The organism is Collinsella sp. LCP19S3_B7, from assembly GCF_052121795.1.
Lineage (GTDB): Bacteria > Actinomycetota > Coriobacteriia > Coriobacteriales > Coriobacteriaceae > Collinsella.
Genome location: NZ_JBQKDO010000021.1, coordinates 1 through 23,714 on the forward strand (window position 1 = coordinate 1; position 23,714 = coordinate 23,714).

The 23,714-nt window shown below is 63.3% G+C and carries 14 protein-coding genes and 1 tRNA gene; 8 read left to right on the forward strand and 7 right to left on the reverse strand.

Annotation, left to right across the window (positions count from 1 at the left end; genetic code table 11):
• The first annotated feature begins 275 nt into the window (after positions 1-275).
• Positions 276-351: transfer RNA gene (locus ACTQW0_RS07800), tRNA-Arg, on the forward strand.
• 428 nt (positions 352-779) lie between these two features.
• Here ACTQW0_RS07800 and pknB read toward each other — a convergent pair.
• From pknB to ACTQW0_RS07835, 7 genes are all read right to left on the reverse strand, one after another.
• A complete protein-coding gene (gene pknB, locus ACTQW0_RS07805) occupies positions 780-2,729 on the reverse strand; it encodes a Stk1 family PASTA domain-containing Ser/Thr kinase (protein WP_441567645.1) in 1,950 nt (649 codons plus the stop codon).
• 133 nt (positions 2,730-2,862) lie between these two features.
• Complete coding sequence (locus ACTQW0_RS07810) at positions 2,863-5,733, reverse strand: FtsW/RodA/SpoVE family cell cycle protein (protein WP_441567647.1); 2,871 nt, start codon at positions 5,731-5,733, stop codon at positions 2,863-2,865.
• Between the two features lie 16 nt (positions 5,734-5,749).
• Complete coding sequence (locus tag ACTQW0_RS07815; RefSeq protein WP_441567649.1) at positions 5,750-7,687, reverse strand: Stp1/IreP family PP2C-type Ser/Thr phosphatase; 1,938 nt, start codon at positions 7,685-7,687, stop codon at positions 5,750-5,752.
• A complete protein-coding gene (locus tag ACTQW0_RS07820; RefSeq protein ID WP_055250779.1) occupies positions 7,684-8,100 on the reverse strand; it encodes an FHA domain-containing protein in 417 nt (138 codons plus the stop codon). The genes ACTQW0_RS07815 and ACTQW0_RS07820 overlap by 4 nt, the downstream gene beginning before the upstream one ends.
• Positions 8,101-8,106: 6 nt before the next feature.
• The gene (locus ACTQW0_RS07825; RefSeq protein ID WP_441567651.1) at positions 8,107-9,114 is read right to left on the reverse strand and encodes an FhaA domain-containing protein; all 1,008 of its coding nucleotides are present in this window, start codon (positions 9,112-9,114) and stop codon (positions 8,107-8,109) included.
• Positions 9,111-10,964 (reverse strand): serine/threonine-protein kinase, encoded by a 1,854-nt coding sequence (locus ACTQW0_RS07830; RefSeq protein WP_441567653.1) that lies wholly within the window; start codon positions 10,962-10,964, stop codon positions 9,111-9,113. Before ACTQW0_RS07830 ends, ACTQW0_RS07825 begins: the two co-directional genes overlap by 4 nt.
• A 144-nt stretch (positions 10,965-11,108) precedes the next feature.
• Positions 11,109-11,834: a hypothetical protein gene (locus tag ACTQW0_RS07835; protein WP_427719328.1), complete on the reverse strand. Its 726-nt coding sequence runs from the start codon at positions 11,832-11,834 to the stop codon at positions 11,109-11,111.
• A 114-nt stretch (positions 11,835-11,948) separates the two neighbouring features.
• On the opposite strand from ACTQW0_RS07835, the gene dnaX reads away from it, so the two are divergent.
• The 7 genes from dnaX to nifJ all read left to right on the forward strand — a co-directional run bounded on the left by dnaX (position 11,949) and on the right by nifJ (position 23,531).
• Entirely contained in the window at positions 11,949-14,438 is a 2,490-nt protein-coding gene (dnaX, locus tag ACTQW0_RS07840; RefSeq protein ID WP_441567655.1) for a DNA polymerase III subunit gamma/tau, read from the forward strand.
• Positions 14,439-14,659: 221 nt separating this feature from the next.
• The gene (locus ACTQW0_RS07845) at positions 14,660-14,980 is read left to right on the forward strand and encodes a YbaB/EbfC family nucleoid-associated protein (RefSeq protein ID WP_427719331.1); all 321 of its coding nucleotides are present in this window, start codon (positions 14,660-14,662) and stop codon (positions 14,978-14,980) included.
• A 13-nt stretch (positions 14,981-14,993) separates the two neighbouring features.
• Entirely contained in the window at positions 14,994-15,590 is a 597-nt protein-coding gene (gene recR / locus ACTQW0_RS07850; protein WP_099432550.1) for a recombination mediator RecR, read from the forward strand.
• Between the two features lie 243 nt (positions 15,591-15,833).
• Entirely contained in the window at positions 15,834-16,736 is a 903-nt protein-coding gene (locus tag ACTQW0_RS07855; protein WP_427719333.1) for a hypothetical protein, read from the forward strand.
• The gene (locus tag ACTQW0_RS07860; protein WP_441567657.1) at positions 16,733-18,574 is read left to right on the forward strand and encodes a serine/threonine protein kinase; all 1,842 of its coding nucleotides are present in this window, start codon (positions 16,733-16,735) and stop codon (positions 18,572-18,574) included. Before ACTQW0_RS07855 ends, ACTQW0_RS07860 begins: the two co-directional genes overlap by 4 nt.
• A 3-nt stretch (positions 18,575-18,577) precedes the next feature.
• A complete protein-coding gene (locus ACTQW0_RS07865) occupies positions 18,578-19,513 on the forward strand; it encodes an FHA domain-containing protein (protein WP_441567659.1) in 936 nt (311 codons plus the stop codon).
• A gap of 478 nt (positions 19,514-19,991) precedes the next feature.
• Positions 19,992-23,531, forward strand: coding sequence for a pyruvate:ferredoxin (flavodoxin) oxidoreductase (nifJ, locus tag ACTQW0_RS07870; protein WP_427719337.1), 3,540 nt, complete (start codon positions 19,992-19,994; stop codon positions 23,529-23,531).
• Positions 23,532-23,714: the final 183 nt, after the last annotated feature.

Below are 23,714 nucleotides of genomic sequence, written 5' to 3' on the forward strand. Positions count from 1 at the left end.
TGAGCCCGGCGCCGCGAAGCGCCCTGGCCCTCTCCACCATTCTCCTACTGTATGCCATGCGGACTCCGTTCCGGACCTCAACGGTCCAACTTTTTGTCCGCAGTCCCGCTCAAATTTCGGGTCGTAGTTTCCTAGAGAGGCCCCATCCGGAAAGCCCGTCCCAGAATTCGTCTGGATAGTGGGACACGCTTTCCGGAGGGCTGTTCCACCGTAACTTCGAAGAGTGGCTATGCGCTGCATGGCAGTGGCGCAAATCTGCTACACTAGTACAACATGCCTCCGTAGCTCAGGGGATAGAGCACCGCTCTCCTAAAGCGGGTGTCGACGGTTCGAATCCGCCCGGGGGCACCAGGGAATATGACGGCGTCGCGGGAGCGGCGCCGTTTCTGGTTTGTGGGGGGCCGCCGGCGGATTCGGGCCGTCGACACCCGCGTCACCGATTTTCCCGCGGGGGGAGTTTTCGAATCCGCCCGGGGGCACCAGAGCAATATCGAGCCCGGTACCACCACGGTACCGGGCTCTTCTGGTCTAAGGGCCGGATTCGGGCCGTCGACACCCGCGTCACCGATTTTCCCGCGGGGGAGTTTTCGAATCCGCCTGGGGGCACCAGAGCAATATCGAGCCCGGTACCGCTGCGGTACCGGGCTCTTCTGGTTTAAAGGCATACCGTAGTTTTCGCTGCTTCGGATAAAGAAAGCGCCCGCTTGCTGGGGGAGCAAGCGGGCGCCTGTGAGCGAATATGTTGGCGGCATCAGCCGCTGTGGGCAATGTATCGATGACTAGTTGGTCGTGCCGGAATCGTCGCCTGAATCGGTGCCAGAGCCAGAAATCGAAACCGTCAGCGTGATCGTGCTGTCGGTGGACTGCTTGCCAGTGGGGGAGACGCCCGTCACGGTGGCGTTTTCGTTACCACTCACGGGGTTGCCGTTCTGATCGCAGAATGCGATGTTGTAGAATCCGGCGTTGTTGAGCGCGGTGACGGCGGAGGAGATACTCTTGCCGTACAGGTTGCCCGGAACGTTTGCCTTGCCGGACTTCTTGGCGATGACGACGGTAATCGTGGCGCCGGGCTTTTGCTTACCGCTGGGGTTCCAGCTAATGACGGTGCCCTCGGTGACGGAATCGTTCTCCTGGTAGGTCACATCGACGCCAAAGCCGGCCATATCGAGGGCGTTGCGTGCCTGAGCCTCGGTCATGTCGGTCAGATCGGGGACGGAGGTGGTGTCGGGTCCACTCGAGACTTTGTACGAAATGGTCGTGCCCTTCTCGACTTCCTTGCCCGCATCGGTGCCCTGTTCAAAGACTTTGCCCTTTTCGGCCTCGTTGGCTTCCTCGGTGGCATTGCCCTTAAGGCCGACGCTTGCCAGCGCCGCCTCTGCCTGGTCCTTGGTCAGACCAACGAGCTGCGGGACATCAACCTTCTCGGAGGGCTTGGGACCCTTGGAGATTACCAGATTCACCTTGGTGCCCTTGGGCTTCTTGGTGTGACCGTTAGGAGTCTGCTCGACAACCTTTCCCTCGTCGACGTCGTCGTTGTAGCTCTGGTCAATGGTTCCGACGTCAAGGCCGGCATCCTTAATCAGTTCGATGGCGGTCTCCTGGTCCTTACCCAACACATCGGGAACCGGGACCTGCTCGCCGCCAAAGAGTCCGGTGGCAAAGGCCACGATGACGCCGATTACGGCTACCGCAGCAACTACGGCGGCGATGATCTTGTTCTTGTTGGATTTGGGCTGCTCGGTGGCGTAAGAGCCGGTTGAACCCGAGACGGAGCTGCGAGCGTTATTTTGTCCGCTTACGCCCGAGACGGGGCGTACCATGGCGCGCGTCTGGTCGGATAGCTCTCGGGTCTTGGTGGCACCCAGGTCGCCAACGGCGCCGATAACGCGCGTAGGCTCCGGCACGTTGACGGCGCGACCAGACAGGTAGCTGTTGAGCACCTGACGCAGCTCGTCGGCCGTCTGGAAACGGTTAGCCGGATCTTTTTCCATGCACTTGAGGATAATGCGCTCAAGATCGGCATCGACACCGGAGTTGATCTGGCTCGGCGGCACGGGCAGCTCGTTGACCTGCTTGAGTGCGACCGAGATGGCATCGTCGCCGTCGAAAGGCACGCGGCCGGTGGCGCACTCGTACATCACGACGCCCAGCGAGTAAATGTCCGAGGTGGGGCCTAGATCCTGCCCGCGGGTCTGCTCGGGACTTACGTAGTGGGCGGTGCCCAAAACGTTGTTGTCCTGCGTAAGGTGGCTGTTCTTGGCGCGCGCGATGCCAAAGTCCATGACCTTGATGTTGCCGTCGGGCAGCACCATGATGTTCTGCGGCTTAATATCGCGGTGGATGATCTCGTGCTTGTGGGCGACCGAAAGTGCGGAGCTGATCTGCGAGCCGATCTGAGCGACCTTTTTGGGGTCAAGGGCGCCGTGGCTCTTGATGCCGCTCTTAAGGTCGGTGCCGCGCAGGTATTCCATGACGATGTAATAGGTGTCGCCGTCCTTGCCCCAATCGTAGACGCCGACGATATAGGGGGAGGAGAGGCCGGCGGCTGCCTGGGCCTCCTGCTTAAAGCGTGCGGCAAAGGTGGCGTCGCCGGCATATTGCGGCAGCATGATTTTGATAGCTACCGTGCGGTCGAGGACCTGGTCCTGTGCACGGTAGACGGTCGCCATGCCGCCCGTTCCTACCTTATCCTTGAGGAGGTATCTTCCCCCGAGGACCCTCTGTTCCATTCCTGCTCCTAACATGACTATTCGCTCAACGATGTGTGTAGTACCAAATTTGAGGCCGCTGGGGCCGTGTGGCGCATTGCCGCTAGTGTTATCGGCCGCGGCACGCCCCATGCTTGCGCATCAATCACGGGCATCACGCTCCCTGGGCGGCAAGTGCCGCGGTCAGGACGATGCCGGCGATCTTTGCCGCCTCGACGTCGTGCTTGTCGTAATCCTCCAAGGCTACCGAGATGGCGACCGTGGGTGAATCGTAAGGCGCAAAACCGACGAACATCGAGTTGACGCTGGTACCGACGGTCTCGGCAGAGCCGGTCTTGCCGGCAACCTTGACGCCCGGAATCTGGGCATCGGTGCCGGTGCCGGATTGAACGACGTCGAGCATGGCCTGTTTGACCTGTTCGGCCGTGGTGGCGCTGACGGCCTGGCCCAGTGAGCGGGACTGCGTGGTTTTGACCACGGTTCCGTCTGGGGCGAGCACCTGGGCAACGAAGAACGGGTCCATGACGACGCCGCTGTTGGCGATGGCCGCCGCAATAACGGCGTTCTGCATGACGGTGGTCTGCGGACCCGGCGTGTGGTCCATGCCGACGGGCTGGCCGGCGCCGGCCCAGGCGAGCTCCCATTCCGTCATCACCGACGGGTCGGGCATGATGGAGGGCGTGGTGGAGAAGTCTTGGCCGAGCGACTGGCCAAACCCAAAGGCGTTCGCCTGGTTGACGAGCGTCTCGGCGCCGAGGTCGCGGGCCAGCTGGCCGTAGGCGACGTTGGACGACACGGCAAACGCGCGGCGGAGCGAGATGGTGCCGTAGCCGATGTCGTCGGCATTGGTGACGGCAGCGCCGCCGATCTCCATCTCGGCCGGAGCGCTATAGGTGGTGTCGAGCGTCGCTGCACCGGACTCGAGCGCCGCCGAAAGCGTGACGACCTTAAACGTGGAGCCCGGAGTATAGAGGGCGTCCATGGCGCGGTCGTACATAGAACCGTCCTCACCGCCACCCGATTGCAGCAGGGCGTCGATGTTGGTGTTGTCGTAGGTGGGCGAGCTGGCACATGCGAGCACCGCGCCAGTGCGCGGGTCCATGACCACAACGGCGCCCTTAAAGCCCTTGAGAGCCTGTTCGGCAGCCGTCTGGATGCGGGAGTCGATGGTGAGTTTGGCGGTGTTGCCCGGCTGGTTTTGGCCCGCGAGCGACGCGATGGCATTGTTCCAGCTGGAGTAATCCTTGGAACCGGTGAGCGTGTCGTTCATCACGCTCTCGATACCGGCGGTGCCGTACTGCTGGCTCACATAGCCAACCACATGGGCGGCCAGGTTGCCGTTAGGGTAGGAGCGTACGTAGGTGCCGTCCTCCTGTTGCAGCGATTCGGCCAGCGTCACGCCGTCGGACGTGATGATGGAGCCGCGCTGGATGTACTTGGAACGGGCGATGGTGTGATTGTTGGTCGGCATATCCTGGTAATCCTTGGCCTTGATGACCTGGACATAGGTGAGGTTGCCGATGAGGATGGCGAACAGGGCCGTAAAGGCAAACACCGCGCGGGTTAGGCGGTTAGCGAGCGCCACGCGGCCGAGCACGCCAGATTCGGGCGTATCGAGCAGGCGACGACGCATGCGCGAGCCGGTGGAGTGGCTGCCACGGCCGTAGGAAGACGAAGAAGCGAAGCGCGTGCCGGCATGCGCCGCGGCAGAAGCGACCTGGTCGTCAGTGATGGCGGCCATGGTGCCGGTACCGGTGAGCTCGGCTTCGCGACCGGTTGCCTCGTCACCGGCGCGCAGCAAAAGCGCGACAATGATAAAGCTCGCCAGCAGCGAGGAGCCGCCCTGGCTCATAAAGGGCAGGGTGACGCCGGTCAGCGGAATCAGGCGGGTAACGCCGCCAACGATCAAGAAGGCCTGGAAGCTAATGGCGGCCGTGAGGCCCGTGGCGCTAAATGCGGCAAGGTCGGACTTAGCGCGGGCGGCCGTGGTCAGGCCTCGCACGGCAAAGAGCATAAACAGGACGAGTACGGCGCCGCCGCCCAAAAGGCCCATTTCCTCGCCGATGGCCGAGAAAATGAAGTCGGACTCGACGACGGGGATGTTATTGGCCATGCCATTACCGATGCCAACGCCGATAAGACCGCCGTCAGCCAACGAGAAAAGGGATTGCACAATCTGGTAGCCCTGGCCCTGGGCATCCTTAAAGGGGTCGGCCCAAATCTGGAAACGTACCTGGACATGCGACAGGAACTTGTAGGCGCCCACGGCACCCACTGCCAAAAGCGCAAGGCCGATGACGACATACGAGAAACGTCCCGTGGCGACGTAGAGCATCAGCAAGAAGATGGTGTAGAACAGCACGGCGGAGCCCAAGTCGCGCTCGAAGACAACGACCAGAAGGCATACACCCCACACAGCGAACAGCGGTAGCAGCAGGCGCAGGCGCGGGACCTTGAGGCCCAAGATCTTGCGATTGGAGATGGAGAGTAGCTCGCGGTTTTCGGCTAGGTATCCGGCCAAGAACAATACGATAAAAATCTTGGCGAACTCTCCGGGCTGGATGGTGAAGCCGGCGATGCGAATCCACAGCTTGGAGCCCGAGATGGTGGTGCCGATAAAGATGGGCAGCATCAGCAAGATGATGCCGATGATGCCAAAGGTGTACTTGTAGCGCATGACCACATCGAGATTCTTGATCATCGCGAGCGTGCCCACCATCAGTGCCACCGAGACAAACAGAATGACGAGCTGCGAGATGGCGAGGGCGGGTGCCAGACGCGTTACGAACGTGATGCCGATGCCCGAAAGCACAAAGACGATGGGAAGGATGGCCGGATCGGCACCGGGCGCCAGGATGCGCACGGCGATATGCGCCGCGGCGAAGGCGGCAAAAAGACCGATCGGCACGGCGAGCGTTTCAAACGAGATGGAAGCGCCTGCGGTGAGCACGTACATCGCATACAGCAGGATGACGGGGAACGCCGAGGCGATGAGCAAGAGCATTTCGGTGTTGCGGCGACTCATAAGCGGCACTCCCTTTCTAATTCTTATCGGAGGCTTCGGCCTCGGCGGACTGTTCGGCGGTTTTTTCGGAATTCGATTTGGAAGTCGATTCCTGGTCGGTGTTGTCGCGAATCGTTTGCGCGTCGATCACCTGGCGGGTCTGTTCCTCATCGATTTGATGACGGTACTTGGAGATAGTGTCCTGCGCGTCGTCGACACTCGTTTGCGGAATGCCTGCTTTCAGGCGATTCTGCGTGTCTTCGGGTAGGTCGGATAGCTTGATGGCGGTCGTGCTCTCGAGCCAGTGCAGCTTAAGGCCGAGCGGCTTGCCGGGAATGCCCCGGTAGACCGCGACGGTGTCCTTGTAGGTGCCCAGGTAATACGAGCCGGTGACGCCCGCGTAGGCCCAGATGGTTGCCGCCAGCACAAAAGCGATGCCCAGGATGGCGGCAATGGTGACGTTGCGGCGGCGAACACGCTTCGCCTCGCGCATGACGCCGTCGTCGACCAGGTCCACAACGACTACCGTCACGTTGTCGTGGCCGCCGGCAGCGAGCGCGGCGTCCACCAGGTTGTCGACGCAAATCTGCGCCGTAGACGATTGCGTGGCGATGTTTTCGATTTCGCTATCGGGAATCATGCTCGAAAGGCCGTCCGAGCACAGGATCAGGCGGTCGCCCTCTTCGATGTGCAGGGTAAAGTGGTCGGCATACATGGCGGGGTCCGAACCCAGCGCACGCGTGATAACCGAGCGGTTGGGATGGACGCGCGCCTCGTCGGCCGTAATTTCGCCAGCGTCCACGAGCTCCTCCACATAGGAGTGGTCGCGGGTCACGCGGATGAGCGTGCCCTCGTGGAGCAGATAGGCGCGCGAGTCGCCCACGTGGGCGATGGCGAGCATGTCGTTTTCGATATAGGCGCAGGTTGCCGTGCAGCCCATGCCGGGCTTGCCCAGGCCGTTGAGTGCGGCCTCGATGACGGCGGCGTTGGCAGCTTCGACGGCTGCGGCTAGGCGCGCGGCGTCGGCAGCCTGTGGCGCCGTCTTGGCGATGGTCTCGACCGCGATGGAGGAGGCTACCTCGCCGGCGGCGTGACCACCCATGCCGTCGCACACGCAAAAGAGCGGCGACTGTACCAGGTAGGAGTCCTCGTTGTGCGGACGCACGCAGCCAACATCGGAGCGGGCGCCCCACATGAGTTGCGTGGTGGTGCCGGCATCGTAGGTCGAATCGGTCTCGATGCGCTCGTCGGTCAGCGGCTCAAAACTCATGGTCGAACCAGGGTCCTTGAGCTTGGCCTCCACGGCGGCGACATCAATCTCGGCCGTGTCGCCGGGCGAGACGGCGTTGGCCTCGTTGCTCGGGTCGTCGACTTTAGACGTGGCGGGCACTTCGGTTGTGTGGTCGGCAGGCTCTTCGTCTTGCGGGGCGACGGCTGCGGGCTCGGGTGCCGCGAAGTGTGCGGGCGCGGGCGTGCTGTGGGGCTGAGAGGCGTCCTCCGTCGCTGTGACGGGCATCTCTTCGGCCGTAGGCTGCACGGCCTCGGGCGCCGATGCGGCCGCGGGGGAGGATGCCGCCGCGGGTGCCGGTGTAGATGCGGGCTCGGGCGCTGCGGTGGGTGCTGGAACTACGGGAAACACCGGTGCCGTGGGCTCGGGGGCCAAAAACACCGCGGCGCTCTCATCGATTGCCGCGGCGACAGACTCGGCAAAGTGGGCCGGCGCAGGTGTAGTTTCCGGTGCCGAAGGTTGATCGGCAACGGCGTGTGCGCCGATGGGGGCATCGGTGGAATTATCTTCATCCTGGCCATCGATGGGCATTGGATGATCTTGCGTTACATGCGAAAGAGGCAGGGAGAACACGGTGTCCTCGGGCTCAACGGGCGCAGGGCCCGCCGGGGCGGCATGGGCCGGCACGGCCGCGGGGGCAGCCAGCGCCTCGGACATGGTTGCGGACTTGTTCTCCTCGTCGATCATCGACGGTTCACCTTCATGACCACGTCGCCAATCTGGACTTCGTCGCCCTCGCGCAGCGTTGCGGGCTCCACCAGCTGGCGGCCGTTAACAAGGGTGCCGTTGAGCGAGTTGAGGTCCTCGATAATAAGTGCCGGGCCCTGCAGCGAAAAACGCGCATGCGAGGCAGAGACAAACGGCTCGTTGATGCAGATGTCAGATGACGGCGAACGACCGACGATGACGGGGCCAAGCATATCCACGTGAATACCGCGGATGCCGCGCGGGCCCTTGTCCACATCGATCGTCCAGATGGCAGAGTCGCGGCGCTGGCCGCGCACGAGCCCCACGCCGGTCTTCATGACGGCGAACAAGAAGATATAAAGCAGGACGACCAGTACGATGCGGCCTGCAAAAAGGACGATATCGATGTTCATAAGCGATTAACCCCTAAATTCAAAGGTGCTCAGGCCAAACGTTAGCAGATCGCCGTTGCGCAGCGGGCAGCGCGTGATGCGGCGGTTGTTGACGAGCGTGCCGTTGGTGGAGTTGAGGTCCTCGATCGACCAGTCAGAGCCGGTAAAGGTGAGCTGGGCATGACGGCGCGACACGTTGGGGTCGCGCAGGGCGATGTCGGATACCGAGCGCTCACGACCGATGGTCACCTGCGCGGAGGTGATGTTGTGGCTCTCGCCGCTCACGACGTCGACGAGTTGGGCGAGCGGACGCTGCGGGGCGCGGGGGCTTGCCATGTTGGAGGCGATGCTGGTCGCAGCGCCAAGGCCCACGGCGGCGCCAGTGGCAGCCGCTCCGCCCATACCGGCAAGTGCGTCGCGCGAGACGGTTTGCGGCACAGGGATGGGGGCTGCGGGATCGGGGACATTGGGTGCAAAGGGGTCGGCCACAGCGAGCGGGTCGGGAGTGGCAGCGCGGGGTATCGGCTGCTGCTGGGGCATGGCGGCCGGGTGTTGCTGCGGCGATGCAAACTGCTGCTGACCGGCGCGGGGGGCGCTTGCGGCACGGCTTGTGGCCGAGCTGTTCTGTCCCAGGCCATTTTGATAGGCGCGCTCTTCCTCGTACAGACGGCCGAGCGTGGGAGCGTCGACGTTCTCGGCAAAGACCGAGAACTTGCCGGCGCGCAGCTGAGGGTCGATCATAAAGCGAACAAGGGGCTCGCCGACAAAGACGTAGCGGCGTTTTTCGGCCTGCGCCTTCACAAACTCGCGCACCTCGCGCGAAAGCTCGGGATAGAACGGGGCAAGCATGGGATCGTCATCGGTGGCGATCAGGATGGTATAGAGCGCCGGCGCGGTGTTGACGCCGTTGATCACCAGAGTTTGATCCTCCATGTCGCGAGCAGCCTGCTTGGCAAGCTTCTTAAAGGAGAACGGGGCACGGGTGGCACCGAAGATGCCGGCCACGTGGTCCTCGAAGATGTTCAGGAAGTTCACGAAAGATCACTCTCCGTATAGGTTCTTTGGTATCCGAGCAAATACAGGCATATCCCAACGATTATAGAGGATAGGATTCCCGCAACCGCCGCCTTGGCGACGACCGTGCCCGCAAGGCTGGCAATTTCCATATGGTGTGCAAGACAAAACGATACGGCCGAGCCGATACCGGCGACGGCAATTGCGACGATGGCGGCGAGGTTTGACCCCTGCTCGGCGCGCTTGGCATGGGTATTGAGCAGCAGCGACGTTGCCGCGGCTGCTGCTGCGATCAGTGCGAAGGCGGCCCAGAGGAACGCGTCGCCCAGCGCTGCGGCGACATTGCCAAGCCCCAGCACGCCTCCCGTAGGGAGGGCAGCTGCGGCCAGGCGGGCAAAAAGCGCGCCTATACCCGTGGCGGCAGCGGCGCTTGCCGGGCCGAGCCAAAACGCCGCGAAGCCCGCGGCGGCCCCGGCGGCAAGGATGGCGTCGCCGGTTAGACAACCTAGCGCAAGCGCGCAGGTGAGTGCCGCGCTCGCGGCCGCTTCGGTGCGTCCCCAGGCAATCCACCATCCGGACATGGCGGCGGCAAAAATGACCGCGACCGGCAGCATCGACAGGATGCCCTGCGCCTGCATGGTGGCGTTGGCCATGAGCACCAAAAAGCCCACGGCCGAGATAGCCGAGCCGATCTGCGGTGCCAAGCCTGCCGCCGCGCCAATAGCGATGGCCGCGGCGACCAGCCCGGGAAGCGCCGCGACGCCCGCTGTCTGCATAAGCAAAAAGCTGAAGGTTGCACACGTTAGCGCCGAGAGACCGCGCATGGTGTAATCGCGCGCGCAGCTCCAGCGCGTGCCCGCCCAACCAAGCGCGGGGTCGACTTCGATGGCGTTATCCTCGTAAGGTAGCGACTCCATATCGTCTGCCGCGTGCTCGTCGTCCGAAAGCTCGCTTACCATCTGCTCCAAGCTGCGACGGCCTTCGCGCACGCTCCCCAAGCCGGCAAGGAGTTGGTCGCAGAATGCCTCGATGCTATCGGGGCGGTCTTGCGGCATAGGGGAGAGGGCGCTCATGAGCGCTGCCTCGGCTCCCGGGGGAAAGTGCGGGATCAGCTCGCTGGGGTAGGTGGCGCCGCCGATGATGCGGTCGAGCGAGTCGGCAGGCGTTGCCGCCATAAAGGGGGCGCTGCCGCACAGGCCCTCGTAGATCACGCAGGCAAGGGCAAAGACATCGGCGCGCTCGTCGACCGTGCCGGTCTCGATATCGAGTTGTTCGGGCGGCATGTAGCCGATGGTGCCGCCGCGCGATCCGCCAAAGCCGCCGGCAGATGACAGCCGCGCCATGCCAAAGTCGGTGAGCTTTACATTGCCCGAGTGGTCAATGAGCACATTGGCGGGCTTTATGTCCAGATGAAGCACGCCGTTTGCATGGGCAAAGGTGAGCGCCTGACCCAACGCGTCGGCAATGGTCGCTGCCTCGTCAAAGGTGAGCGAGTGGCCGTCCACGCGATGCAAAAACTCGGCCAGCGACATGCCGTCGACATACTCCATGACCAGGTAGGCATAGGCGGTGTCATGCGTAAAGTCGATAACCTGCACGATATTGGGATGTTGAAGCATGGCGGCGGTATGCGCCTCGCGCAGTACATCCATGATGTCGCTGGCGGGCATGCCGGAGCCGTTGATAAGAGGGATGCGCTTAATGGCCACGCGACGACGCAGGTGCGTGTCGCGGCAAATCTCGATGGAGCCAAAACCGCCGGTCGCAAGCGTCTCGAGCGGCTGGTACCGCTTGAGCAGCTCGCGAGAGCTGGTGCCCTCCAAAGGGACGTCCGGCGAGAACCGGGCGGTATGTTGCGAGAAAAGCGGCATGGCCAACCCTCGTGCGTTTAAAGTTCGTTTGCGAGCGGCGGGCGCGGGGCCGAGCCATTCGCGGTGGCATAGATGCTGCTAGTGTAGCACGCTCTGGTGCATGGGGAGGATAGCGGGATGCGAGGCTGCCTGTCTGACTTGGCCTTAGCGCTTCTTCTTGCCCTTCTTCTGCTTGCACTGCTTGCCCTTGTTGTCCTGGGGCTTGTCTGCCTTGTCTCCCTGCTTGGCCTCGGCTGCAGCCTTCTCGGCCTTCATTTTCTTCTTCTTGGTCTCGATGCGGAGCTTTTTGTTGATGCGCGCCTTAAGGAAGGAGCCAAACTGCTCGGCGTCGCCGCGAACAAAGGTGTCCTTGGGGATCGTCACGCCCTGGTCTGCGAACATGGCAACAAAGATGCGCTCGCCGTCGAGTACGTGGTCGAGCTTCTCAAACGGGAAGAACTGCGACTTGCCGCTCTTGCCCCATACCATCAAGCCGTCCTCGTTGGCGGCGACGCGGCGATAGCGGCCACCCATGGACTTGTCGGCCTCGACGGCGTCGATAAAGTCGCGGGCGAGCGTGTGGTGCAGGTTTTTGCTCCACCAGGCCAAAAAGGCGCCGAACACGATCAGGACGACGCCAAACTTGATCCAGTTGCCGCCGGCCACCAACATGCCGATGCCGAGCAGCGCGGCAATTGCCGCGGCGACATACAGCGAGCCGCGACGCCTGGGCGAGGCGACCAAGCGGGCGAAGTCGGTGACGAGGTCGTTTTCGTACTGATACTCGTTGAGGTACAGGATGCCGTCGTCGGCTGCTGCCTGTTTCTCGAGCGCGACCTCGACCTGGTCGGCTGCTTCGGAGGGAACGAGGTTGCTCTCTGCGTCTGCCATGCTCTTTGGACTCCTATCGCGGCGGGCTCGCCGTACGGGTTATTATGAGTGCAGTATGCCGTGCGACCGCATGGCCGTCGCGGCAACAAAACTCAGTATACCCGGGGAGCACCCATGGAATCGTTGTACCGAAAGTATCGCCCGCTCACCTTCGACTCCGTGGTGGGCCAGCAGCATATCGTCTCGACGCTCGAGCACGCCATCACCGAGGGACGCCTGTCCCACGCGTACCTGTTCTGCGGACCGCGCGGCACGGGCAAGACCACCATGGCGCGCATTCTGGCCAAGGCGCTGCTATGCCGCAATGCCGAGGCGGCGCGCGCCGAGGGCGCAAGCGGCTGCATGCCCGACGGCACTTGCGAAGAGTGCGAGCTCATCGCCGAGGGCAACCACCCCGATGTCTACGAGCTCGATGCCGCAAGCCGTACGGGCGTGGACAATGTGCGCGAGGAGATCATCAACTCCGTTAACTTTGCCCCGGTGCGTGGCAAGTACAAGATCTATATCATCGACGAGGTCCATATGCTCACGACGGCGGCGTTTAACGCGCTGCTCAAGACGCTCGAGGAGCCGCCGGCGCACGTGATCTTTGTGTTGTGCACCACCGATCCGCAAAAGATTCTGGAGACCATCCTCTCGCGCTGCCAGCGCTTCGATTTCCACCGCATCGGCAACGAGGATATCGAGCATCGCCTGTCCTACGTGTGCGAGCAGGAGGGCTTCGATTACGACGACGAGGCGCTGGCCATCGTGGCGCGCCATGCCAAGGGCGGCATGCGCGACGCGCTTTCCACGCTGGAGCAGCTGAGCGTTTTTGGCAACGGCGCCGTGCATGCGGACGATGCCCGCTCGCTTTTGGGCGAGGTTTCGGACCAGATCCTGGGCGAGTTTGCCCGCGCCATCGCCGAGCGTGATATTGCTGAACTCTATGGGCTCATTCGCGCACAGGTCGAGGAGGGCAATGACTTGCTTGAGCTGACGCGCGACCTGGTGGCGCACGTGCGCGACGTGTATGTGGCCTGCGTTGCCGGTACCCGTGGCGAGCTGTTTGAGGGCGGGGCCGAGCAGGCTGAGGCGCTTGCTGCCGAGGCCGCTGCCTTTGGCGGGCATCCGGCCGACCGTCTGGCCCGCGTGCTGACAGTGCTCGACGATGCCGCGTTGGAGATGAGGGGTGCGAGCGACGTGCGCCTGGTGCTCGAGATCGCCTGCACGCGCCTGGCACGTCCCGAGGCCGATCTGACCATTGAGGCCCTGGCCGAGCGCGTGGCACGCTTGGAGGCCATGGTCGCCAACGCCGCGGTGCCGGCGAGCGTGGCTGCTGCTGGTGCTGCGCCCGCGGCTGTCGCGGCTGCACCTGTGGCGACACAACAACCGACGCTGATCTCGGGTGCCCGAGCTGCCGCTCCGACGGCATCTGCCGCTCCCGCCGCTGCGTCTGCGCACCAGGGCGGCATGCCCTGGGACCGCGGCGCTGCCGCTCCGGCGGCCCAGCCCGCGCCGGCCCCCAAGCCCGCTGCGCCTGCGCCTCAGCCTGCCCCGGCTCCGATGCCCCAGCCCGTTGCGGCCCCCGCGCCTATCACCGCTCCGGCGCCTAAGCCCCAGCCCAACACTGCCGCTCAGGTTGCTGCCGCCGGCGCCGCCGAGACCCCTGCGGTCGAGGATGCCGGCGAGCTCCAGCGCAAATGGGTCGAGGTCGTCGAGCGCGTCAAGGCCCAACAACCTTCTTATGCGGCTCTCCTGTTGAACGCTCGCGCTACGGCAGACGATGGTTCTAAGCTCACGGTCTCGTTCCCTACGGCATTTGCTATCAAGATGCTCGGGCGTGCTGATACACAGGCGGTGTTTTTGCCGACAGTCAGTGCGGTCTTCGGTCGTCGCACCGTCGACTATGTCCTGGATGGGGGTGTCAGGCCGGCTCCTCAACATGAGGAGCATTCTCCATCTGTACGGGCTGCGGCATCTGCGGACCCGCAACCCGTGTCCTCGGCGGCCCCTGCATCCTCGAGCGCCAGCGCGCCGCAGCCAAAAGCGGCACCGGTAGCGGCACCGATCCCGTCGGTGACTGAACCCGCCGTGCCCAAACCGGCTGCTCCGATCCCCGCGTCCAAGCCCGCTGCCGCGCCTGCACCCAAGTCATCCAACCTGGCCAAGGCCCCCTGGCTGCGCTCCGACAACCCTGCCGGTGCTCCTGCCACGGGCAAGCTCCCGACCGAGCCCGCGCCCCGAGTGTCCGAGTGCGCGTCTGCTCCCAAGATTCAGCCGTCTGTACAGGCTGCGCCATGGGAATCCGAGCAGGTACCCTACGACGACGCCATGGTCGGCGGCTTCGCCGGCGATGCGAACGGGGAAGATCTTGCTCCGTTCGACATGCCTGCCGCGGCGCCTGCGCCCAGCCCTGCCGCTTCGGCCGCAGCTCCCGCGGCTGCGACGTCCGCTCCTGCAAGTGACGACGCCCTCGCTGCCCCTTGGGAGTCCAACCCCGGTGCTGGCAGTCCTTTCGGTCACCAGGGCGCAGCCCCGGGCATCCCGCAGACCGAGGACGAGGCCAAAGCCCTCATACGTAGTGTCTTTGGCCAGTCCACCATCTTCAAGCCGGTGGAGTAACTATGCGGGCGGGTATATACGCCGAGTTGTGAGACCTTGCATAATTCGACCTTGCATAGTCTTGGGCGGCGCGTCACGCTAGAGGACATGTACATCGACTGAGTTAGCGCGACCGCCCCGCTCGTTTGTCCCGCGCCGTGGTACGATTTTTGAGTTTGAAAGTCCCGCCGTGCCCGGCTGCCCTTGCAGCTTGTCGCGCGACCACACGTAAAGGAGCCATCATGGCCGGTATGAACATGCAGCAGATGATGAAGCAGGCCCGCAAGATGCAGGAGCAGCTTGCCGCCGCGCAGGAGAACCTCAAGTCCCAGACCGTCGACGCTTCTGCCGGCGGCGGCATGGTCAAGGTGACCGTTAACGGCGAGATGGAGCTCGTCAACCTCACCATCGACCCCGATGCGCTCGATCCCGAGGACGTCGATATGCTGCAGGACATGATTATGGCTGCCGTCAACGAGGCCGTCCGCGGCGTCAACGAGCTCGCCAACAAGCAGATGGGCGCCATCGCCGGCGGCCTCAACATCCCGGGCATGCCGTTCTAAGACGCGCACATATATGAGTGCCAACCATAGTCTGCAAAAACTGCTCGATGAGCTGGGCCGTCTGCCGGGCATTGGCCCCAAATCGGCCCAGCGCATCGCCTACTACCTGCTCGAGGCCGACGCCGAGGAGGCGCGCCGCCTGGCCGAGGCCATTCTAGAGGTTAAGCAGGAAGTGCATTTTTGCAGCCGCTGCTTTAATTACGCCACCGCTGACGAGTGCTCCATCTGCCAAGACTCGATGCGCGACACCACCCGCATCTGCGTGGTGGGTGAGCCGCGCGATGTCCAGGCGATTGAGCGCACGGGCAGCTACCACGGCCTCTACCACGTGCTGGGCGGCGTGATCAGCCCCATGGACAAGATCGGCCCCGAGCAGCTGCACATCCGCGAGTTGCTGGCGCGCTTGGGCCACGAGGACATCCACGAGGTCATTATCGCCACCAACCCCAACATTGAGGGCGAGACCACGGCGAGCTACCTTGCCCGCACCATCAAGCCTCTGGGCGTCGAGGTGTCGCGTCTGGCGAGCGGCCTGCCCGTGGGAGGCGACCTGGAGTATGCTGACGAGCTTACGCTCGGCCGTGCTATCGAGGCCCGTCGTGCGATCTAGGCGGCGTCAGCTCCGCGGCATGTCCCGTCGGCCTGCCGCACGGGGCGCTCATAATTGGGCACGCGTTCATGCATTTGTTGTACAACAAACCTGCTTTTCATCCGCTTATCGCGTGGATGGGTCCACTCTCACCTCGTATTTGCCCATTCGTTGCACAACCTTTTGAGTTCGCTGATACACTCAAATGTGGATATGAAAGAATGCGCCGCTTTTAAGCGGCGTGTTTTTGTTGGAGGAGAACGCATGCGGCCCGCTAGTACTCAGACAAAGCATGGCGCCGCGGTGCGCATTCGACGCCGGCTGGGCCTGGCGCCTCGGGCGTACGTGCTGCTGTCTTGCTCGCTCGTGCTGGTCATAGCCGGTGTTTCGGCTTATGGCATGACGGTGCCGTCCATGGTACAGGCGCATGCTGAGCGCGAGCTGCATATTGGGCGCAAGGCCAAAAGCGACTTGGGAACGACAACCGGATATGCGTGGGCGAGCGTGGTCTCGCATGTTGTGTTCGGTGGCGACGATGCGGACAGTCCAGAAACATCGGACAACGAGGTTACGCTGGCAAACGGCAAGACCATCGTGCTCACCAACACCAAGGTCATTACGAAGCTTTCCAACAACAGTGTGGCTTCTGTCGTCAATAAGGCCGAGCAGCAGAAGGGGCAGGACGCCCAACAGACAGGCCAGCCCGGCGGTTCGGGTTCGTCTGGCTCCAGCTCCGATTCGTCGGGCGGCGGTTCCGGTTCGGGCTCCGCCTCTGGCGGTGGATCTTCGAGTGATGGCTCGACGGACGGCGGTGCCGGCGGCGACACGGGCTCGGGTGGTCTCTCGGCTGCCGAGGAGGAGAGTATTCACAGCTGGCTCGTGACCAAATACAACATGCTCGATGGCTATGTCGCCCGCGCCAACAGCGTGGTTTCGACCTATAACGCTACGGGCGATACCGGACCGTGCGACAGCCTGACCAACGATATGTTTGTCATCCGTGCCGAGTTTGGCCGGCAAACGTTTTCTCCCAAGTCAAAGTGGTATCAGCAATACGCCAACCTATGGGGTTGCTACACCAATCTGTGCCAATGGGTGGGGCATTATGGCGATGACGACGTCGCGCTCAACAACTTCAATACCAAAGTGGCGGCGATCGCCCTATGACGAATAGCCTTGCTTCTGTGGCAACCCAGTCGCTCAGCCGTGACCCTATGGTGGGCCTGCGCCTGGCGCGCGTTGGAGGGTTTGAGCCCGCCATTGCGCTGGGCCCGGACGAGCTTCCCGCCTACCTGCGCCGTTTTACGATGCTGTTTGCCGATGACGCCACCATGCGCCGCGGCGGTATCGGCCGTGTGACGCGTGCCGTCAACGCGCAGGGCGAGGCCGTGGCACTCAAGCAGCTCATCTTGCCAACGCGCGACGAATTTGATGACGATGTCGCCCACGAGGCGCTGGTCACCAAGTTCAAGGCGGCGTTTCGCGAGGAATACGAATGCCATCGCGCCCTTTCGGGCCTTAGAGGCTTTCCCCGCCTGTATGGATGGGGCGAGGTTGACGGCGTGCCCGCGATTGTCATGGAGTGGGTCGAGGGCGAGACGCTCGCTCGCCTGCGCTCGCGCCTTGCCGTGGACGAGGCCGGGCGTCTGTCGCCGCTCGTGGCGGCGCGCCTGGGTCGCGACCTGTTCGATCTGCTCTGCCGCATGAGCTTGGTAGGCGAGGGGTTCGTCCATCGCGATATCTCGCCCGCTAATATTATGGTGCGCACGGCGCGCCTGCCGCTCGACCGACAGCTTGCCGAAGGCACCTTCGACCTGTGCTTGATCGACTTTGGCTCTTCGCTGGCGCTCGAGCCCGCCTCTGTGGTGGCCGGCACCGGCGGCAAGGCGTCGTTTACCGAGCGCTATGCCACGTTGCGCCGCGCGACGGTGGCCTACGCCCCGCCCGAGATGCTCACCGACGATATCCCCGACCTGCGCATGCTTCGCATGTCGCCGGCAATCGATGTGTATGCAGCGGCGAGTACGGTCTACGAGCTCATCGCCGGTGTCGCGCCGTACGAAGTAGCGCCGGGTGCGTCGGGTACTTCGGGCTCGCGCAAAAAGACGTGCGATATCGCCAGCCCTTATCGCCTCAAGATGGATACGCTGCCCGATTATCCCGTTGGCGCCCACGCGCCCGGCTGCGACTTGACGCAACTGCTGCGACGCGAGCCCGATGTGGCACTTGCCGCGGCCGAACAGGCTCAGCAGCTCGGACTCGATCCAAATTCCGAGGATCTGCGCGATGCGCTGGCGTTTGTCGATGCCCAGTTGTTCGACGTGGTCATGGCCTGCCTGTCCTGCCATCAGGAAGATCGTCCCGAGCCGGCTGCGGTGGAGGCGGCGCTCTCGGCATTTTGCGACCACTATGCGCAAAATGTCGCCCGCTCGCTTCGCGCCGAGCCGCTCATGCCGTGCCCGATGGAGGTATCGGGGCACACGGCCCGGCGTGCGGCGATGGTTGGTGCGACGGCGGTATGCGGCGTGCTTTGGGCTGTGGTCGTGGTATCAGCTGCGCTGTTGGCGTCGGGCGCCCATGTGACGCTCGTCGTAGGACCGCTTATGTGGTCCGGGAAGCTGCCGGCCATTATCGCCGCACTGGCGTTGGCACCGCCGGGCATGGTGGGCATCGCTGCCGGCGCCATGGCACACGATCGTCGCACGGGGTTCCTGCAAGGCGTACTGGCGCTTTCTGCCTGCGAGGTTCCGGTGCTGATCGCGGTTGCATGCACCGTGTTTTCCCAGCGCGCCGTAGCGAGCGGCTTCGTTGCCGCCTTAATTGCAACCTATGCGCTCACGTGGTTTTTGCTGGCGATGGGGTTTGCCTTTGAGCTTCCCGTCGTGTCAGCGCGACGTGCGAAAATTTCCATGGCGACGCCGCTTGCCGGCGGAGCCGCGGCTGCTCGCGCCTTTGGCGGGCCGGCCGAAGTATCCGACACTATCTCTGCGACCAAGGAGGGCTAAGCCATGGCTTCTCAAGCTGAGCTCACCCCGTGCGGGGCAATGTTTGACATCTTTAAGCGCGCAGCGCACCTGAGCCATATCGAACTGTGCGGCCTGGTGCTCTCGAGCCGCCCACTCGTCGACGGCCGTAGTCCGCAGAGCCGTGCTGCCGATCGATCTTGGGTTTCGCGCTTTATCGTGCGCGCGCCGGTCGGCACGCTGCAAGAACGTTATTTTGCCGATTACGGCACCTCGGCCGCGCGCATTATGTCGCAGCTGGCCCTGCGCCGCCGCAATCCCATGGACGCCACGGCCGTGACCAACATGGTGTGCGGCCCCGCTGGCGAGCCCATGGTGCGGGCACTCGAGGAATGCCATCAGGACACGAATCTCTATCGCAATGCGCTCGAGCGCCTGTCGCAGGCGGCTGAGCTCATGCCCGCCGAGCGCGCCGAGGCCATCCTGGTGCTGTTTGTCGCCGTGGGCTGCTCGGCAGATGTCCGCTCGTCGGTGACCTATGCCCTCGACTACGCTCATGCGACCTGTGGCGGCGCCACGTCGACGCCGCGCTCGCTGAGCACCTCGACGGTCACGGGCGAGCACGAGGCGCCTGCGCACCCGTTGGGACTGCTGCGCGTGCAAAACGGCTACGTGGTGAGCGCCCCGCGCTGGATTCAGCCGAGTGAGGAGGGCGTCGAGATCGGCGCGCTGGCGACGGGGGAGGGCGATATCACCGATGTGGGCGATGACGTTTCGGCTCGCCATGCCCACGTGTGGTGCGATGACCAAAATGTCTGGCACGTCGAGGACCTGTCGTCCACCAACGGAACCGTGGTGGTAAACGGCGCGACGAACGTCTGCACCCAGGTCGAGCCCGGCCGCTCCGCTCAGCTCAACCCCGGTGACGAGCTCAGGCTCGGAGAATCCACAACCTACGCCATCCTCCTCGGCGCCCTCTGACTCATCTCCTAAATAAGTTGCGGTGAAATAGGGACTGTTTAAGGCTACGGCCGGCAAAAAACAGTCCCTATTTCACCGCAACTGCCATTTGGTCCCTCGGTGACGGAAGGATTATTTTTGCCCTTGATGGTCGCTCGGGGTAAACCTTTACCGCCCGCCTATATTTGTCGAAATTACACTTGACGGCGGGGTACAATAAACCCGCATGCGGATTTCCGTTGCGGGCGCTTCCCATCACCGGGGCGTGCCCGGGAGCATCCGGCATGCGGCCTTTGCGGCGCTCGATCATGTGCAAGACGGGTAGCTGGGCCTGTGGAGCGCGTGCAGCCCTCCTCGCCTCGGCATGCCTTCTCTCCACGCCATGTACCTGCTGCTGAGTCCGCCTGTCAGATGACTGGAAGCAACAGCGAAAATCCCATCACGCCAACATCCCGGTAATCGCCGGGGCCTGTATACCTATATGAGAGGAGAGGGGTATATGGCGCGTAAGTTTAAGTCTATGGACGGCAACGAGGCGGCCGCATATGTTTCGTATGCGTACACCGAGGTAGCGGGAATTTATCCCATTACGCCGTCCAGCCCGATGGCCGACCATGTCGACCAGTGGGCGGCCCAGGGTCGCAAGAACATCTTTGGCACCCCGGTCAAGGTCGTCGAGATGGAGTCCGAGGCTGGTGCAGCCGGTACCGTTCACGGTTCGCTGGGCGCCGGTGCTCTGACCACCACCTACACGGCTTCTCAGGGCCTGCTCCTGATGATCCCGAACATGTACAAGATCGCGGGCGAGCAGCTCCCGGGCGTCTTCCACGTCTCCGCGCGTTGCGTCGCTTCCCACGCCCTGAACATCTTTGGCGATCACTCCGACGTCATGGCCTGCCGCCAGACCGGTTTCGCCATGCTCGCCGAGGGCAACGTCCAGGAGGTCATGGACCTCTCGCCGGTGGCTCACCTTGCCGCCATCGAGGGTAAGACCCCGTTCCTCAACTTCTTCGACGGCTTCCGCACCAGCCACGAGATCCAGAAGGTCGCCATGTGGGACTACAAGGATCTTGCCGAGATGTGCGACATGGACGCCGTCCAGGCTTTCCGCGACCACGCGCTCAACCCTGAGCACCCGCACACCCGCGGCAGCCATGAGAACGGCGACATCTTCTTCCAGAACCGCGAGGCCTGCAACAAGGTCTACGACGAGCTCCCTGCCGTCGTCGAGGGCTACATGAAGAAGATCAACGAGAAGCTCGGCACCGATTACGGCCTGTTCAACTACTACGGCGCTCCCGATGCCGATCGCGTCGTCGTGTGCATGGGCTCCTTCTGCGACGTGCTCGAGGAAGTCATCGACTACCTCAACGCTCACGGTGAGAAGGTCGGCCTGGTCAAGGTTCGCCTGTTCCGTCCGTTCTCCATCAAGCACTTCGTGGACGTTCTCCCCGAGACCGTCCAGAAGATCGCCGTCATGGACCGCACCAAGGAGCCGGGTTCCATCGGCGAGCCGCTCTACCAGGATGTCGTCTCCGCTCTCTACGAGGCCGGCAAGACGGGTATCAAGGTCGTCGGCGGCCGTTACGGCCTGGGCAGCAAGGACACGCCTCCCGCGTCCGCGTTTGCCGTCTTCGAGGAGCTCAAGAAGGACGAGCCCAAGCGCGAGTTCACCATCGGCATTGTCGATGACGTGACCAACCTGAGCCTGCCCGAGGCCGAGGATGCGCCCAACACCGCAGCTCCCGGCACCATCGAGTGCAAGTTCTGGGGTCTGGGTGGCGACGGTACCGTCGGCGCCAACAAGAACTCGATTAAGATCATCGGCGACCACACCGACAAGTACGTTCAGGCCTACTTCCAGTACGACTCCAAGAAGACCGGCGGCGTTACCGTCTCGCACCTGCGCTTTGGTGATTCCCCGATCCGCTCGCCGTACTACGTGACCAAGGCCGACTTTGTCGCTTGCCACAACCCCAGCTACATCGTCAAGGGCTTCAAGATGGTCCGCGACGTCAAGCCTGGCGGCACCTTCCTGGTCAACTGCCAGTGGAGCGACGAGGAGTTCGCCGAGCACATGCCCGCCGTGGCCAAGCGCTACATCGCGAACAACAACGTCAACGTCTACCTGATCGACGCTATCGACCTGGCCGCCAAGGTTGGCATGGGCAAGCGCACCAACACGGTGCTCCAGTCCGCCTTCTTCGCGCTGGCCAAGGTCCTGCCCGCCGAGGACGCCCTGCAGTACATGAAGGACGCGGCTACCAAGTCCTACATGAAGAAGGGCCAGGCCATCGTCGACGCCAACCACAAGGCCATCGATGCCGGCGCTACCGCCTTCCGTAAGTTCGAGGTTCCGGCCGACTGGGCTACCGCCGAGGACGCCGCTCCTGTCGAGCTTTCCGAGGAGACCAAGTCCGCTATCGCCCAGCAGGTCAAGAACCTGCTCGAGCCCATCGATCGCATGGATGGCGACAGCCTGCCCGTTTCTGCCTTTGTCGATTGTGCCGACGGTCAGTTTGAGCTGGGCGCCTCCGCATACGAGAAGCGCGGCGTCGCCGTGGTCGTTCCTCACTGGGACGAGACCAAGTGCATCCAGTGCAACCAGTGCGCCTATGTGTGCCCGCATGCCACCATCCGTCCGTTCGCGATGACCGAGGACGAGGCTGCCGCCGCGCCCGAGGCTACCCGTACGCTCGACGCCATGGGTCCCAAGGCCAAGGGCATGAAGTTCACCATGGCCGTGTCCCCGCTCGACTGCATGGGCTGCACCAACTGCGTCAAGGTCTGCCCCAAGGGCGCCCTCGAGATGGCTCCCGCCGAGCAGGAGATGGATCAGCAGCCCGTTTGGGACTACATGGTCAAGAACGTCTCCGAGAAGAAGGAGCTCATCGCGGCCAACGTCAAGGGCAGCCAGTTTAAGCAGCCCTACCTGGAGTTCTCCGGCTCCTGCGCCGGCTGCGCCGAGACCGCTTATGCACGTCTGGTGACCCAGGTCGCCGGCGACCGCATGTTCATCTCCAACGCCACCGGCTGCTCCTCCATTTGGGGCAACCCCGCTGCCACCGCTCCTTACTGCAAGGACAAGGACGGTCACGGCCCGGCGTGGAACAACTCCCTGTTCGAGGACAATGCTGAGCACGGTCTGGGCATGGCCATCGGTTACGAGGCCGTCCAGAATAAGCTGATCGCCGCCACCCAGGAGCTCATCGCCGCTGACGGTCCGTCCGACGAGCTCAAGGCCGCCGGTCAGGCTTGGATCGACTCCGTCAACGACGTCGAGGCCTCCAAGACTGCTGCTGCCGCCTACGTTGCCGAGCTCGAGAAGTGCGGCTGCGACGCTTCCAAGGCGATCCTCGCCGACAAGGCTTACCTCACCAAGAAGTCCTTCTGGATCTTCGGTGGCGACGGTTGGGCCTACGACATCGGCTTCGGTGGTCTGGACCACGTCCTGGCTTCTGGCCACAACGTCAACGTCTTCGTCTTCGACACCGAGGTCTACTCCAACACCGGCGGTCAGGCCTCCAAGGCTTCGAACCTGGGCCAGGTTGCTCAGTTCGCCGCTGCCGGCAAGGTGACCAAGAAGAAGTCTCTGGCCGAGATCGCTATGAGCTATGGTTACGTCTACGTGGCGCAGGTCGCCATGGGCGCCAACCCGGCTCAGACTCTCAAGGCCATCCACGAGGCCGAGGCCTACGACGGCCCGTCCCTCATCATCGGCTACAGCCCCTGCGAGATGCACTCCATCAAGAAGGGCGGCATGCAGAACTGCCAGGCCGAGATGAAGAAGGCTGTCGAGTGCGGTTACTGGAACCTCTTCCGCTTCAACCCCGAGGCTGCTGCCGGCAAGAAGTTCTCGCTCGATTCCAAGGAGCCCGCGGGCGGCTATCAGGAGTTCCTGATGAACGAGGCCCGTTACGCTTCGCTGACGCGTTCCTTCCCCGAGCGCGCCGAGGAGCTCTTCAAGGAGAACGAGCAGGCCGCTATGGACCGCTACGCTCACCTGCTGAAGCTCAAGACGGTGTACAACGAGGCCTAGGTCTCCCACCGCAGGATCTGAGGGCTAACCTTCGCGGACGTCCTCGGACATGAAAGAACCCCCGCTGCGCACTGAACTGCCTCCCATTTCTTGGACATGAGAAATGGGAGGCTTTTTATGCGTGTCGACTTGAGGGTGAAGCACGACATCGTGGCCAGGAAGGCGGCGATCGGGCTCTTCGAG

What these genes read in the sequence shown, in the direction of transcription:
- ACTQW0_RS07860 (WP_441567657.1), top strand. Translation starts at nt 16,733, where the DNA reads ATGACGAATAGCCTTGCTTCTGTGGCAACCCAGTCGCTCAGCCGTGAC.
- ACTQW0_RS07830 (WP_441567653.1), bottom strand. Translation starts at nt 10,964, where the DNA reads ATGCCGCTTTTCTCGCAACATACCGCCCGGTTCTCGCCGGACGTCCCT.
- ACTQW0_RS07810 (WP_441567647.1), bottom strand. Translation starts at nt 5,733, where the DNA reads ATGAGTCGCCGCAACACCGAAATGCTCTTGCTCATCGCCTCGGCGTTC.
- recR (WP_099432550.1), top strand. Translation starts at nt 14,994, where the DNA reads ATGAGTGCCAACCATAGTCTGCAAAAACTGCTCGATGAGCTGGGCCGT.
- ACTQW0_RS07845 (WP_427719331.1), top strand. Translation starts at nt 14,660, where the DNA reads ATGGCCGGTATGAACATGCAGCAGATGATGAAGCAGGCCCGCAAGATG.
- pknB (WP_441567645.1), bottom strand. Translation starts at nt 2,729, where the DNA reads ATGGAACAGAGGGTCCTCGGGGGAAGATACCTCCTCAAGGATAAGGTA.
- ACTQW0_RS07865 (WP_441567659.1), top strand. Translation starts at nt 18,578, where the DNA reads ATGGCTTCTCAAGCTGAGCTCACCCCGTGCGGGGCAATGTTTGACATC.
- nifJ (WP_427719337.1), top strand. Translation starts at nt 19,992, where the DNA reads ATGGCGCGTAAGTTTAAGTCTATGGACGGCAACGAGGCGGCCGCATAT.
- ACTQW0_RS07815 (WP_441567649.1), bottom strand. Translation starts at nt 7,687, where the DNA reads ATGATCGACGAGGAGAACAAGTCCGCAACCATGTCCGAGGCGCTGGCT.
- ACTQW0_RS07855 (WP_427719333.1), top strand. Translation starts at nt 15,834, where the DNA reads ATGCGGCCCGCTAGTACTCAGACAAAGCATGGCGCCGCGGTGCGCATT.
- ACTQW0_RS07835 (WP_427719328.1), bottom strand. Translation starts at nt 11,834, where the DNA reads ATGGCAGACGCAGAGAGCAACCTCGTTCCCTCCGAAGCAGCCGACCAG.
- ACTQW0_RS07820 (WP_055250779.1), bottom strand. Translation starts at nt 8,100, where the DNA reads ATGAACATCGATATCGTCCTTTTTGCAGGCCGCATCGTACTGGTCGTC.
- dnaX (WP_441567655.1), top strand. Translation starts at nt 11,949, where the DNA reads ATGGAATCGTTGTACCGAAAGTATCGCCCGCTCACCTTCGACTCCGTG.